This window comes from Sinobacterium norvegicum, from assembly GCF_923077115.1.
Lineage (GTDB): Bacteria > Pseudomonadota > Gammaproteobacteria > Pseudomonadales > Sinobacteriaceae > Sinobacterium > Sinobacterium norvegicum.
The window spans coordinates 1,641,084-1,655,625 of record NZ_CAKLPX010000001.1 but is presented as its reverse complement, the minus strand read 5'-3'; the positions used below and the strand labels follow the sequence as shown (position 1 = coordinate 1,655,625).

The 14,542-nt window shown below is 52.4% G+C and carries 12 protein-coding genes; 3 read left to right on the top strand and 9 right to left on the bottom strand.

Going from position 1 to position 14,542, the window contains the following annotated elements; all coding sequences use genetic code 11:
* Positions 1-20: 20 nt before the first annotated feature.
* The 8 genes from L9P87_RS07370 to xdhA are packed head-to-tail and all read right to left on the bottom strand — an operon-like array spanning position 21 to position 8,566.
* The gene (locus L9P87_RS07370; RefSeq protein ID WP_237444031.1) at positions 21-548 is read right to left on the bottom strand and encodes an ureidoglycolate lyase; all 528 of its coding nucleotides are present in this window, start codon (positions 546-548) and stop codon (positions 21-23) included.
* Positions 520-861 (bottom strand): hydroxyisourate hydrolase, encoded by a 342-nt coding sequence (uraH, locus tag L9P87_RS07365; RefSeq protein ID WP_237444030.1) that lies wholly within the window; start codon positions 859-861, stop codon positions 520-522. Before uraH ends, L9P87_RS07370 begins: the two co-directional genes overlap by 29 nt.
* On the bottom strand, positions 858-1,364 hold the full coding sequence (uraD, locus tag L9P87_RS07360; RefSeq protein ID WP_237444029.1) for a 2-oxo-4-hydroxy-4-carboxy-5-ureidoimidazoline decarboxylase: 507 nt from the start codon (positions 1,362-1,364) through the stop codon (positions 858-860). Before uraD ends, uraH begins: the two co-directional genes overlap by 4 nt.
* Positions 1,364-2,356 carry an allantoicase gene (gene alc, locus L9P87_RS07355; protein WP_237444028.1) on the bottom strand — a complete coding sequence of 331 codons (993 nt, stop codon included), beginning with the start codon at positions 2,354-2,356 and terminating at the stop codon, positions 1,364-1,366. The genes uraD and alc overlap by 1 nt, the downstream gene beginning before the upstream one ends.
* Before the next feature lie 54 nt (positions 2,357-2,410).
* The gene (gene allB / locus L9P87_RS07350; protein WP_237444027.1) at positions 2,411-3,769 is read right to left on the bottom strand and encodes an allantoinase AllB; all 1,359 of its coding nucleotides are present in this window, start codon (positions 3,767-3,769) and stop codon (positions 2,411-2,413) included.
* Positions 3,770-3,773: 4 nt separating this feature from the next.
* Positions 3,774-4,742 carry a xanthine dehydrogenase accessory protein XdhC gene (gene xdhC, locus L9P87_RS07345; RefSeq protein WP_237444026.1) on the bottom strand — a complete coding sequence of 323 codons (969 nt, stop codon included), beginning with the start codon at positions 4,740-4,742 and terminating at the stop codon, positions 3,774-3,776.
* A 1-nt stretch (position 4,743) separates the two neighbouring features.
* Positions 4,744-7,089 carry a xanthine dehydrogenase molybdopterin binding subunit gene (gene xdhB, locus L9P87_RS07340; RefSeq protein ID WP_237444025.1) on the bottom strand — a complete coding sequence of 782 codons (2,346 nt, stop codon included), beginning with the start codon at positions 7,087-7,089 and terminating at the stop codon, positions 4,744-4,746.
* Positions 7,082-8,566, bottom strand: a complete 1,485-nt coding sequence (gene xdhA, locus L9P87_RS07335; protein ID WP_237444024.1) for a xanthine dehydrogenase small subunit — start codon at positions 8,564-8,566, stop codon at positions 7,082-7,084. The genes xdhB and xdhA overlap by 8 nt, the downstream gene beginning before the upstream one ends.
* A gap of 353 nt (positions 8,567-8,919) precedes the next feature.
* Between xdhA and L9P87_RS07330 the strand changes: the two genes are divergently transcribed.
* From L9P87_RS07330 to L9P87_RS07320, 3 genes are all read left to right on the top strand, one after another.
* The gene (locus L9P87_RS07330) at positions 8,920-10,104 is read left to right on the top strand and encodes a pyridoxal-phosphate-dependent aminotransferase family protein (RefSeq protein ID WP_237444023.1); all 1,185 of its coding nucleotides are present in this window, start codon (positions 8,920-8,922) and stop codon (positions 10,102-10,104) included.
* A gap of 385 nt (positions 10,105-10,489) precedes the next feature.
* Positions 10,490-11,380, top strand: coding sequence for an outer membrane protein OmpK (locus tag L9P87_RS07325; protein ID WP_237444022.1), 891 nt, complete (start codon positions 10,490-10,492; stop codon positions 11,378-11,380).
* A 109-nt stretch (positions 11,381-11,489) separates the two neighbouring features.
* Positions 11,490-12,170 (top strand): TetR/AcrR family transcriptional regulator, encoded by a 681-nt coding sequence (locus tag L9P87_RS07320; RefSeq protein ID WP_237444021.1) that lies wholly within the window; start codon positions 11,490-11,492, stop codon positions 12,168-12,170.
* A gap of 67 nt (positions 12,171-12,237) precedes the next feature.
* Here the strand turns inward: L9P87_RS07320 and L9P87_RS07315 are convergent, their stop codons facing one another.
* Entirely contained in the window at positions 12,238-14,406 is a 2,169-nt protein-coding gene (locus L9P87_RS07315) for a malate synthase G (protein ID WP_237444020.1), read from the bottom strand.
* Positions 14,407-14,542 lie beyond the last annotated feature (136 nt).

Genomic DNA, 14,542 nt, shown 5'->3' with positions numbered 1-14,542 from the left:
TCTATGGCTAACGTTTCTGTTTAGGGTGCAATGCGAATGGTCTGCTGCACTTCTTCTTCGTCGCAGTTGTTACCCTCGCCTCCGCGATCAATGACCAGAAAGTCACTCTCGCTGTTCAGGGCTAAACAATAGTGGTGCCATGTGCCGCGGTGATAATTAACACCCTGGCCCGGTTGTGCAAGAAATGCTTCTAAGGCATTTTCATCAAACTCACCAGCTTTGCCAACCACGACTAGATAAGGTTGGTTACCCAGTGGCATAAAGGCCTGAGATGACAGCGGATGACGCTCCATGATTTTAATATCGATGGGCAGCGGCAGTGGCCGAGAGCGGAAAATATTAATCAGCGTGCTGCCGTCAGCCTCATTGACATCGACCTTGGCAAGGTTGTGGTAACGTTCGGTATTGCCATAGTTAATATTGAGCAGCTTTTCAGGTGTCTCAACACTCATCACATCGCCATAGGGGGCGAAGGCTTCGGCGGTCAATGGTTTCGGTGTCAGAGTAATCATCGACATCTTAGCTGCCTCGATAAGTGCTGTAGCCATAGGGGCTGAGCAACAGTGGGATGTGATAGTGCTGGCCGTCACCGGGAATGGTGAAAACCACTTCGGCATAGGGGTAGAAGCAATCCTGCTGATTGGCTTCGTGGTAGGCCTGGGTTTCAAACAGCACTTTGTAGGTGCCGGCTGCCAGTACAACATCGTCGGCGAGCAGGCCGGGAAGGCGGCCATCCGCATTGGTGACGCCACCGTTTATCTTGATGAATTCACCGCTCTGCTGACCGAACAAGGTAATGGCGAGGTTGCTGGCGGGTAGGCCAGTAGCGGTATCTAGTACGTGAGTAGTAATCTGGCTCATAGCATTTTCTCGATACGAATACGGGTGATTTTACGTTGCTCTTCGGCGGCGTTAACGATTTCTGTGGCGCTGTCGTTGGGTAATCTCGCCTCTAACAGTGCCAGCATTTCGGCTGCCGATTTACCGGTGGCGCAGACAATAAAGATAAAACCATTTTTTTCAAAATAGGCCTTGTTACCAGCGGCTAACGCTTGGATGACATCTTCTGTTGCCTGGTTAACGCTGGACTGTTCGCCGCTGGCCAGCTCTTTGGTATTGGCGTACTTGGCGCGCAGTGTCGACACGTCACCAATCATCGGGTGGCCTTCGAAGGCCTGCAGATAATCAGCGTCGTCGAGGTTTTTCCAGTTGCTGTCGGCGGCGCTGTTCAGCGCCTCGATATCGGCAAAGGGGCGGCTGTTAACCATCCGTTCGACCCAGCGCTCGCTGACGCAGCACTGCATAAAAGCATGTGCTGCATCTTCATTTGAGCTGTTATTTAGCGTGGTTAAATCCATAGCCATTACGCCTCCTTTGAGGGTACGCCGTTGATGCGAAGACGGCTGACACCGCCGTCTGGGTAAACCGACAAACGAACGTGGGTGAAGGCTGTTGTGGTATCGGCAAGCTCGGCGCGGTAAAAGTGTTGGCGGTGAGCCTGGGCTGCGCGCTGGCTGATGATTTCGCTCCACTCGGTGTTGTCATCGATAGACTGGGCGGTGGTGGCTTCCAACTTGATGCTGTCTGGGAAGTTGCCCTTAAAGTGGTTGGTATCGATTTCGACGGTCTTGATTGCACCGGCATGGCCGAGGCGAACAACAACCCAGTCGTTACCGGGGCCGCGACGACGCTTGGTTTCCCAGCCGTCCCCCATGTTCACGCCACGGTTGGTCTGTAGCAGGTTGTTCATATCAGAGAAGAACATATCAGAGCAGGCAATGGCACGGCCACCGTGAGCGGCAAGGGCCAGGTCGACCAACTCACCGTCGAGGAAGTTATCCCAGGCAACAGTGGGTTCGCCGTAGACACGCAGGCGAGCGACGCCGCCATCGGGGAAGATGTTGAGGCGAACATGGCTCCAGCTCTCTTCGCTGTCGACATCGATCAGGTTCTCAAAGTGTGCATTAACATCAGTCATGCTAATGATTTCAGTCCACTCGGTATTATCGTTAGGCTGACCTTCAATATTACAGGCCTCCAATGTGATCTTGCCGGGGGCGTTACCCTTGAAGTGTGTGGTGTTGACGTTGACGCCGCGGATTTTGCCGACCAAGCCCAGCTGTAAAATAGCCCAGTCATAGCCACCGTCACGGCGACGACGTGACTCCCAGCCGTCCATGATTTGACCACGGTCAGTGAACACGCCTTCCTGGAAAATTGGCTCTGCGGTTTTTACCATGTTTTCTTTTTCGGCAAAAAACTCATCGGAGCAGGCGATTGCCTGGCCGCCACAGCGCTCGTTAAGCAGATCGGTGTACTGTTGTTCGAAACGATTTTTTTCTTTTACTGCGCTCATTGTTTTATCTCGTCTAGTGCGGCAGTTTTGCTGCCGGTATATAAGTAATAGGGTTTAAAATTGACCTTTTAACAGGTGCTGACCACTGGCGCTGCCAAGGTATTCGTCGTGCTGGTAAATACAGGCGCCGCGTAGCCAAGTCTGTTCAATACGCCCTTTGACGGTCTTGCCAACATAGGGTGAAATTTTGTGTTTGTGCTTAATCATATCGGTGCTGACGGTGTATTCGGCATCGGGGTCGAAGACGCAGAAGTCGGCTTGCTTGCCCACTTCAATACTGCCTTTGAGGTGTGACATGCTGGCAAAAATTGCCGGCTGTGTACTCATTAATTGTGCGATATCCACCAGGCTGAAGCCTCGAGCCTCACCCTCGCTCCAAATCAGCGGTAAGCCGAATTGCAGGGCGGAAATGCCACCCCAGGCGGCACTTAAATCACCGTCATCGATGTGCTTGAGTTGCGGCGTGCAGGGTGAGTGATCCGAAACCACCTTACTGATGGTGCCGTCGCTGATGGCCTGCCATAACAACTGACGGTTGCTGTCCTCGCGAATCGGTGGGCAGCATTTAAACACGGTTTTGCCATCGGGGATGGTTTCGCTGAACAGCGTTAAATAGTGTGGGCAGGTCTCTGCCGTAAGGCGGATGCCCTGTTGCTGAGCCTGACGTATCAGTGGCAGTGCATCGGCGCTCGATAAATGCACGATATGGGCAATCGGCTCCAGACCTTCTGCCTTGATCTGCTGCATAACACGGATCACCATCTCAATCGCATTGTTCTCCAGCGATTTTGGTCGCGATGCCAAAAAGGTATTGTACTCGTTGGTAATGAGGGCTTCAGGATCGCCGTCCATTTCCGCGTGTACCAGATAGGGAAGTTGAGCCTTGGCCATAATACGCATGGCGTGTTTGAGGTCGGCTTCTTCGACGTTGGGAAATTCATCGAGACCTGAGTGACAGGTAAAGGATTTGGCGCCGAGAATACCGGCGTCGATCAACTCTTCTAAATCGTCGAGATTATCCTTGGTAATACCGCCCCAGAAACCACAGTCTACCCACAGTTTTTTGCCGTCGGCGACCTCGTTTAATTTAATCTCAAGTGCTGCTGCAGTGGTGGTTACCGGGCTGCAATTGAGTGGCATATCGACCAGCGTGGTAATACCGCCAGCGCAGGCGGCGTGGGTGGCAGTATCAAAACCTTCCCAATCGGTGCGTCCCGGTTCATTGATGTGAACGTGGGTGTCGACCAAACCCGGCATTAGTACCTTGTCGCCGAGATCAATACCCTCGTCGACGTCAAAGTCGTAGGCTTCGATGGCGGTGATCTTACCGTTATCGACAATGACAGTGGCGGCAATTTCGCCGGAGGGGGTAATAACGCGTCGGCTGCGTAAGGCGGTCTTAGTCTGATTCACAATATTACTCTTGCTTATCTGAAGTGGGTTCGGAGTTAGTATCGTAACTCGTTACGGAATGAGTGAAATTTTCGGCAATATATTGATCCTTTATTCCCTGTTCTGCCGGTACTGAATCGACCAGTCTGATCGAATGCCCCTGTTCTACCTGCAGTAAGGTTTTGATATTGCGCCAGCTCATACCCTGCTGTGTAGATTGGGCCGGTAGCTGTTGATGATAGTGGCTGATGATCTCGGCACTGACCGAAACAGCGACTTCCATAGGCAGCTTGCCAGGCACATCGAGATTGCCCATGGGGCAGGTCATCGAGGCAATTTGTTCGGCACTGAAATGACGCTGTTGTAACCGTTTCTGAAAGCGCAGTGCTTTTGTGTTAGAGCCGATAACACCTAGATAAGAGGCGTCGCCGCGCTTGATCACTGCAGCAGTGAGGTCGAAATCTAACTGGTGGTTATGGGTTAGAATGAGATAGTAACAGCCGGCGGGCAGGTCATCGATCTCGTCGACTGGGTGGTCGCTGACAATGGCGTTAACCGCGGCAGGTATGGCTGCAGGGAACTCGTTTTCGCGGTTGTCAATCCAGTGCACTCTGGCATTGAGACCGGCGAGAATAGGCACTAACACTTTACCAATGTGGCCGGCGCCGAAGACGGCAATGTCGATGCCGCTGCGGGCGAAGCATTCAAACATCAGCGTTGCGCTGCCGCCGCAACATTGTCCCAGGCTGGGGCCGAGGGCGAAGTGCTCGATGTGTTGGTCGCTGTCATTGCCGGCAATCAAAGCCTGTGCCTTGGCCAGCGCCTTATACTCGAGGTGGCCGCCGCCGATAGTGCCAAACAACTGCTCGGCGGTGACGACCATTTTGGTGCCACTGTTACGCGGTGTTGAGCCGCGCACGCCTATTACGGTAACCAGTACATAGGCTTCACCGCGCTGTTGTAATTCACTACATGCCTGCGACCAATTCATCATATCAGCCCTGTTTTTCAACTTGTTGACGCAATTCTTTTACCGCCCATAACACTTTTTCTGGTGTTGCCGGGGTGTGGATAACCGGGCTGACCGTATAGTTGCTCAGTGAGCTGACTGCGTCGCGGATGGCGCACCACACGGAGATGCCGTGCATAAACGGCGGCTCACCAACAGCCTTTGAATTGTAAATTGTGTCTTCAGGGTTGGCGCGGGTGAACAGCTCGACATTGAAGTCGGCGGGCAAATCGTTGACCGCAGGGATTTTGTATGTGGCACCGCTGTTGGTCGTTAGTCGCCCCTCGTTGTTCCACACCAGCTCTTCGGTGGTCACCCAGCCGAGTCCCTGAGCAAAGGCGCCTTCAATTTGGCCAACATCGATGGCCGGGTTCAGCGAAGTGCCGACATCGTGCAGGATATCGACACGGCTAAGCTGGTATTCACCGGTTAAGGTGTCGACCAAGACTTCCGAGCAACTGGCGCCCATGGCAAAGTAGAAGAATGGGCGTCCGGAAGCGGTGTTGCGATCGTAGTGAATCTTCGGCGTTTTGTAATAGCCGGTCGATGATAATGATACGCGGTTCATATAGGCAAGCTGACACAGTTCTGCAAAGGTCATCTGCTCGGCGCCCAGTTTAATCCGGCCCTGGCTGAATTCGATGGCGGAGGTGGCCAGACCAAAGTGTTCGACGGCGAAATCGACCAGACGCTGTTTGATAATCTTGGCGGCGTTCTGAGCGGCCTTGCCGTTCAGATCAGTGCCCGATGAGGCGGCTGTCGGCGAGGTGTTTGGCACCTTGTCGGTTCGGGTGGCGGTGACGAGGATATCGCTGATATCGATGCCAAATTCCTGTGCCACGATTTGGCCAACCTTGGTGTGTAACCCCTGGCCCATTTCGGTGCCGCCGTGGTTGACCTGCACAGAACCATCGGTATAGACATGGATCAGTGCGCCGGCCTGGTTGAGGTGCTGTACGGTAAACGAAATACCGAACTTAACCGGTGTCAGTGCCAAGCCCTTCTTCATAATAGGCGAGGTCTTGTTGAACTCGGTAATCGCGGCGCGGCGGGCGCGGTAATCACTGCTGTCTTCTAATTGCTCGATTAACTCGGGCAGAATGTTATGTTCAACGGTTTGATGGTAGTGGGTGACATTGCGGTCGCCCTCATCGTTATAAAGGTTGAGCTTGCGCACATCGAGGGGGTCTTTACCCACTTTGCGGGCAATGTCGTCGAGCATACGTTCGGCTAAAATAACGCCCTTAGGGCCACCGAAGCCGCGGTATGCGGTGTGCGAAACCGTATTGGTCTTACAGCGGTTGCCGGTGATCTTGGCGTTGCCGAGATAGTAGGCGTTATCGCTGTGGAACATTGCTCGGTCGACGATGGCATCGGATAAGTCAGCGGCGAAGCCGCACTCACCGTTGACGGTAATGTCGGCACCCTCAATTAATCCTTCTTCGTTGATGCCAATTTTGAATTGGTTATAAAACGGGTGGCGCTTACCGGTCGAGCTCATGTCATCGGCGCGGGCCAGACGAATCTTGACCGGCTTGTTGGTCTTGTCGGCAACAATGGCGGCGATACAGGCCCACTGTGCGGCTTGGGTTTCCTTGCCGCCGAAGCCACCGCCCATGCGGCGCATGTCAACGGTTACCTGACTCATCGGAATGTGCAGTACCTCGGCCACCAGCTTTTGTACTTCGGTGGGGTGCTGGCTGGAGGAGTAGACCATCATGCCGCGGTCTTCTGCTGGGATTGCTAGAGCGACCTGACCTTCAAGATAGAAGTGTTCCTGACCGCCAATATACTGCTCACCTTCAACGATGTGCGCGCTGCGACTGAGGGCGCTGCTGGCATCACCCCGTTGTTGGGTGTGTTGTGGGCGGACAAAGCTCTCAGCATCCAAGGCTTGATTGACGGTAATAATCGCCGGTTCAGCGTCGATGTCGATCTCGGCTTTGCGCGCTGCTTTGCGCGCGGCATTGTAGCTGGTGGCGGCAACGACAAAAATTGGCTGACCTAAGAACTCGACTTCACCGTTGGCAAGCAGTGGCTCGCCGGGGAAGACGGCACCGATATCGAGGTGACCGGGTACATCGTCGGCGGTCATGACGGCGACAACACCTTCGCACTGGCTGACCGCGGATAAGTTGAGTTTGGTAATTTTGCCGCGTGCTTTAGGGCTGAAACCGCAGTAGGCGAAAAGCATCCCGGCGGGCTCAGGAATATCATCGACATAGATGGCTTCGCCAGTCACGTGTTTATGGGCGCTTTCGTGTTTGCGAGAGCTGCCGGTGTGGCCAAGTGCCTGATCGGTTTTATTGTGGCTGTTAGGCATACTACGCATGGCTGCAAATCCTGGTCTGAGTGGCGTCAACAAAGAAGGTGTTGCTGTTGTCGCCCTTGGCGGCAAGAGCGATTTCGACGAAGGCTTTCTGCAGCAGGTTACGGCTGACTTCTAAGCGGTAATCGCTGGTCGCACGCATGTCGCTAAGTGGCTGGAAGTCGTCTGCAATTTTAGTCTGGGCGCTGTCGATGGAGGCCTGAGTGAACGGCTGCCCAATCAGTGCCTGTTCGGTTGCGGTGGCACGCTTTGGCGTCGCCGCCATGCCGCCAAAGCCCAAGCGAGCATCGGTCACAATATTGTTATCGTCGATGGTGAAATTGAAGGCGGCCAAGACAGCGGAGATATCATCGTCTTGACGTTTCGAAATTTTATAAACCTTGCAGTGGCTATTGGCCGTCGGCAGCGGAATGTTGATGTGAGCGATTAACTCATTTGGCTGCAGTACTGTTTGGCGGTAGCCGGTAAAGAACTCATCCGTCGGCACGTCGCGACAATCGCTGGCCGACTTGAGAGTTAGGGTGGCGTTCAGCGCCAGTAACACGGGGGGGATGTCTCCAATCGGAGACGCGTTACCGACGTTGCCGCCAAAGCTGCCCTGTTGGCGAACTTGCTTGGCGGCAAAGCGCCCCAGCATCTCGGCAAACTCAGGATAGTGCTGTTTAATCGTCTCAACACTGCTGTCAATACTGCGGGCAGCACCGATCACAATCTGTTGTTCATCGACGGTGATGCTATTCAATTCGGCGGTGCGGGAAAGGTCGATCATCAGCGGGATTTCTTTTAGTTGCTGAGTGACTTCCAGCGCCAGGTCGGTACCACCGCAGACAAGCCTCGCCTTGGGGTGGTCGCGAACAAGTTCGAGTGCTTGTTGTAATGTTGCCGGGGCATAGTAATGGTTGTTGCCATTGCTGAGCTCGATAAGCTCGGCGCTGTCATTGGCAATCTTGCTCAGCTGTTTTTTCGTGTGTTCTTGGTTGCGTACAAACTGGTCGTCTGCACTGGGCTCATACATTTGCACCGCTGCGTCCATGATAGGACGGTAGCCTGTACAGCGACAGAGGTTGCCTGAGAGTGCTTCCAGGGTGTCGGCGCGGTTATAGCTATCGCTGCGCTTCTCTAATGCGAACAAACTCATGACAATGCCGGGGGTACAAAAACCGCATTGGGAGCCGTGTTGATCAACCATCGCCTGTTGAACAGGGTGAAGCTGTTGGTCTTCTTTTAAGTGGGCGGCAGTAATCAGTTGCTTGCCGTGTAGGTTGCCGACGAAGGTGATGCAGCTGTTGGCGGTGCGGTACTTCAACTCGCCATTAACAAGCTCGACAAAGGCCACCGTACAGGCTCCACAGTCACCAGAGGCACAGCCTTCCTTGGTGGCGGTGTCATTGAGCTCATCGCGCAGATATTCCAGTACCGTCATATTGGGGTCGCAGTGCTCTATCTCCTGCGGCTGGTTGTTCAGTAAAAAACGAATCACGGTTCTTTCCTCTGTTTGGTCTGCAGCCTCAAGGTTTTAAGAGGCCGGCTATCGTGCGATGTCGCGCTAATTGGCTAAATTGTAGTAGAGAAAAATCAATTTTTGCTCTCTGCAAAACCAGCTAGTGAGATGGATGGTTGGTAACGCTACTTACCCCCATTAAATGAAAACCTGTCTCTGTGGTCAACTTTTTTGTTGAAATATTTTTAAATACCGCCTATTTTGTCGCAATATCACTAAACTAAATCTGCATATAGCGCTCTATACACGCGTGTTTCAGGCCGTATAATTGGCGCAAAGTACTTTAATTCAATGGCTTGATAGTTTTGGCCTGTTAACAATGGAACAGTAATATGACAAATGTATTTAATCCGCCGGCACGTACATTAATGGGCCCAGGTCCCTCCGATGTTAACCCTCGTATTCTCTCCGCTCTGGCGAGGCCGACGATTGGTCATCTAGACCCACAGTTTGTGGCGATGATGGATGAGGTGAAGTCGATGCTGCAATATGCCTTCCAAACCAAGAATGCCTTAACCCTGCCGGTATCGGCACCCGGCAGTGCCGGTATGGAAGCCTGTTTTGTTAACCTACTTGAGCCCGGTGACAAGGCGATTGTGTGTCAGAACGGCGTCTTCGGTGGCCGCATGAAGGAAAACGTTGAGCGCTGCGGAGCCACGGCGATCCTGGTGCAGGACGACTGGGGTAAGCCTGTTGATCCAGCTAAGTTGGCGCAGGCGTTGGCCGACAACCCCGATGCCAAAGTCGTGGCCTTTGTTCACGCTGAGACTTCTACCGGTGTGCGCAGCGATGCCGCCACCCTGTGTAAACTGGCAGCTGAGAACAACTGTTTGTCGATTGTTGATGCCGTGACCTCTGTCGGTGGTATCGAGGTTGCCATCGATGCTTGGGGAGCCGATGCAGTTTACTCGGGCACCCAAAAGTGTCTCAGTTGTGTGCCTGGCATTTCGCCAGTCAGTTTCAGTGAGCGCGCCATCGCCGCCATCAAAAATCGTACAACCAAGGTACAGAGCTGGTTTCTTGATATGGAGTTGGTCATGGGCTATTGGGGGCAGAACACCCAGCGTGCCTATCACCACACCGCACCGGTGAATACCCTGTATGCCTTGCATGAGTCGCTGTTAATTCTTGAACAGGAAGGGCTGGAAGCTGCCTGGGCCCGCCACGACCTCAACCACAAGGCTTTGGCCGCCGGTCTTGAGGCCATGGGTCTATCGTTTGTCGTCGACGAAGAATACCGTCTGCCGCAGTTAAATGTGGTGACCATTCCTGATGGTATCGACGAGGCGGCAATTCGTCAGTCGCTGTTACAGGATTACAACCTGGAGATCGGCGCAGGCCTCGGGCCTCTGGCTGGTAAAGTCTGGCGCATTGGCCTGATGGGTTATGCCTGTAACCAAACCAATGTGTTGTTCTGTCTGGCGTCGTTGGAGCAGGTGCTGCGTGAACAGGGTGCTGATATTGTTGCTGGCTCAGGTCAATCTGCTGCCCGCGCCTATTATCAGTCACAGCAATAAGCTGTTATTGCTGCCACGCAGGCAGCGTTAAATACCGTTAAAAAACCACGCCATCAGGCGTGGTTTTTTCGTTTTCGGGGCTGTTTTTTGACCATATAGGTGTTTTTTCGTATTGATTAATCGAAAAGTTTAAATTGTAGGTTCTTGTATTAATGAGAGAAATTATTTTTTTTGAACAAAATGAAACATTTAGTTTAAAAACTTGTCGTTTGGGTCAACAAAGTTGGGTAGACTAGCTGCAAGTTAGTCAAACGGTACAGATTGAGAGATGTGGCGGTGGATGACTAAGGCGGCATAGGTGGGATTACCTAGGCTGGCCGAGTATTAGTTCGCTTGGGGTAACAAAGCGGCAATCTTTTTTTAATTGATGATGTTGGAGAATAATATGGGCCTTAAAAAATTGGCTATGAGTGCCGCTGTTGCAGCTGCCTCTATCAGCGGTGCCGCTCAGGCGGAGATGTTCTGGAGCGATAACTCAATCAGCTATCTACAGGGTAGCAGCTACAAATTGCCGCTGAGTGCAGATGATAATAAATCAGAAGAAAGCCGCTATGTGCTGACTATTGAACATGCTTCTGGCCACAGCTGGGGTGATGTCTTCTTCTTCATGGATCGCAGCCAGTCTTTAGACGGTACCGAAGAATCTGAAATTTACTCTGAAGTTGGCGCACGTCTAACCTCAGGTCTTGTTTTCGACGAGAAGCTGTCTTTCGGTCCAGTCACCGATGTACTACTTGCCGGTCAGTTGGAAATGGGTTCTGCTTCCAACAACATTAATGGTGCTGGCGGTACCGTTAATAATCAGTTGTTAGGTTTGGGTTTTGATTTTAATGTTCCAGGCTTTGACTTCGTCCAAGTGAACACCTATTACCGTTTCAATGGCGATACCGCCTATAACGAATACGGCAACGATGGCTCTCTAAAGCGCCAAGATGTTGATAATAACTTCCAGATTACGCCAGTGTGGGCAACCTCATTTAATCTTGGTCCAGCACGCTTTGTTTGGGACGGCTTTGCCGATATCACCAGTAATGCCGATGTTGATAACTTTAAAGAGCAGAAAGGCTTTGTTCACGTTCAGACTCAGTTGAAGTGGGATGCCGGTAAGACACTTTATGGCAAAGAGAAGTCTCTCTATGTCGGTGTTGAATACGAATACTGGAACAACAAGTTCGGTATCGAAGACGGTTCTGATACTAACTTCTTCCCTGGTGATACAGGCAAGTGGGATACCGCTGAATCAAACGTTCAATTCCTCGTTAAGTACCACCTGTAATTATTGTTGAGTAATATTACCGATAAGAAAACAGCGGCCTATGCCGCTGTTTTTTGTTCAGCAATAGGAATTAAATTAGTGCAAAAATACAGTTGATTAGCTGTGGCTCATGGTTGTTGTTAGTGGGGATGAACAGTTGGAACAAAAAAAATATAAACGCGGATTGATTCGGCAGGAGAACGAGCGAATTATCTTAACCGCGGCCGCCGAAGAATTTGTGCTCAATGGCTTTCGTGGCACCAGCATGAATGCGATCTCTGAGCGCTCCGGTCTACCGAAGGCGAACTTACATTATTATTTTAGCAGCAAGTTGGGTTTGTACGGGGCAGTGCTTCGAGAGGTTCTGGAGCTGTGGGATGCGACATTTAACGAATTGACCGCCGACGATGACCCGGCGCAATCGCTGTCGAGATATGTGCGCGGCAAGGTGATGTTCTCCCGCGACAACCCGTTGGCCTCGCGCCTTTTTGCCATCGAATTAATCAGCGGTGGCGAACATCTCAGTGAATATTTTGGTGAGGATTACCGTCTGTGGTTTGCCGGCAGAGCGCAGGTGTTTAAGGCGTGGATCGATGCTGGGAAAATGGATGCTGTCGACCCCAATCATCTTATTTTTATGATCTGGGCGTCGACCCAGCACTATGCTGACTTTAGCTCTCAGGTGACCCACGCGCTGGGGGTTGAGAACGGCTTGGACGATGAGGAGTTTGAGCGAGCAGCAGACACGCTGTGCCATATTATTCTCAAGGGCTGTGGTATATCGTCCGGCGTCATTGGTCAGAGTGAATGATCGGGTTGTGCAATTATTGTAGATAGAAAAAAACCGCCAAATGGCGGTTTTTTTCTGCGCTTAAAACTTACAGGCTGGCTTTAAGCTCTTGACGCATACGGTGCAATACAGGCTCGGTATAGCCGCTGGGTTGAGCGCAGCCATCAAAGACTAACTCGCAGGCCGCCTGGAAGGCGATGCTGTTGTCGAAGTTTGGTGCCATATTGGTGTATTCCTTGTCACCGCTGTTCTGGCCGTCAACCACTGCTGCCATGCGTTGCATGATAGCAAGTACTTGATCCTTGTCGCAGATGCCGTGGTGTAGCCAGTTGGCAATATGTTGGCTGGAGATACGCAGTGTGGCGCGATCTTCCATCAGGCCGACATTATTGATGTCAGGTACCTTCGAGCAACCAACGCCCTGGTTAACCCAGCGAACAACATAGCCCAAAATACCCTGAGCGTTGTTTTCAATTTCGCGCTCGATCTCGGCTGCTGACAGAGGCTGATCACCCAGTAGTGGGATGGTTAGGATATCGTCGACGCTGGCGCGAGTTCTGGTGGCGAGCTCTTGTTGGCGGCTCTGCACGTTTACCTTGTGGTAATGCATCACGTGAAGGGTTGCGGCGGTTGGCGAGGGCACCCAGGCAGTGTTGGCGCCGGCTACCGGATGGCCGATTTTCTGCTCCATCATGTCGCTCATATTATCGGGTACGGCCCACATGCCCTTACCGATTTGAGCCTTGCCAGGCAGGCCGCAGGCCAAACCTAGGTCGACGTTTTGATCCTCGTAGGCGCCGATCCAGGTCATGGTTTTTAACTGGCCTTTCGGGGCGAAGGCGCCGGCTTCCATCGAGGTGTGAATCTCGTCGCCGGTACGGTCTAGGAAGCCAGTGTTGATGAAAACAACGCGGTCTTTCACGGCGCGGATACATTCTTTCAGGTTGACCGAGGTACGGCGTTCCTCATCCATAATGCCAATCTTAATGGTAAAGCGATCAAGGCCGAGAGCGTCTTCAACACGCTCAAACAGCTCGTTGGCGAAGGCGACTTCCTCAGGGCCGTGCATCTTGGGCTTAACAATGTTGATACTGTTGGCCGAGGAGTTACGCAGCTCGTTATCACCCTTTAAATCGTGCATGGCAATGAGACAGGTAATCATTGCGTCCATAATCCCCTCGGGGATTTCGTTGCCATCCTTGTCGATGATGGCAGGGTTGGTCATCAGGTGGCCAACGTTACGGATGAACAACATGCTGCGCCCTTTGAGCACCAAGTCGCTGCCATCGGCGCCGATGTATTGGCGGTCTGCCTTTAGGCGGCGAACAGAGGTCTTGCCACCTTTGTCGATGGTTTCAGATAGGTCGCCCTTCATTAGGCCCAGCCAGTTGCTGTAGGCCAGTGCCTTGTCTTCTGCGTCGACGGCGGCAACAGAGTCTTCGCAATCCATAATCGTGGTAATGGCGGACTCGATGACGATGTCTTTGATGCCGGCTTTGTCGCTCAGGCCAATGGGTGTTTCGCGGCCGAGCTGTATTTCGATGTGCAAGTTGTTGTGCTTGAGCAAGATGACACTGGGCTGGTCGGCCTCGCCCTTGTAGCCAACAAATAATCCCGGTGTTGCCAGTTGACCTTCCAGACCATTGACTGTGATCAGCAGCTGACCATCGACAATGCGGTATTCGCTGGCGTCGGCGTGTGAGCCGTTGGCCAGAGGGGCCGTGTCATCGAGGAATTGACGACCGTAAGCGATAACCTTGTCGCCGCGTACGGGGTTGTATTGGCCGGTTTTCTCGGCGCCATCATCGGTGCTGATCACGTCGGTGCCGTAAAGTGCGTCGTACAGGCTGCCCCAGCGAGCATTGGCAGCGTTGAGAGCGAAGCGGGCATTCATAATGGGTACAACAAGTTGCGGCCCAGCTTGCGTGGCTATTTCCGGTTCAACACTGGCGGTGTCGATGGTGAATTCGTCACCCTCGGCGACCAGGTAACCAATCTGGGTTAAAAAGGCTTTGTAGGCTACAGGATCAACATTGTTGGCGCCCTGCTGCTGATGCCACTGATCGATTTGATCCTGCAGGTCTTGACGCTTTTGCAGTAGATCGCGATTTTTCGGTGCCAGATCATTAACGATCTCTTCTAGTGCGACCCAGAATGCCTCGGCATCAATGCCGGTGCCCGGTATGACTTGCTGGTTAACCAATTCATGAATTTCGGTGGCTACTGTAAGGCCGCCTTTCTGGATGCGTTCCGACATAATAAAACCTTTTAAAAGCGTATCTATAAGTTGACTGTATTTTAGGCCTAGCTGGGCCTATTTAGTAGAGTGATTAGTTCGATAAGCATTATAATTATGGTGAATAGCAGTGGCTGTTATTCGGTTGTAATAGGCC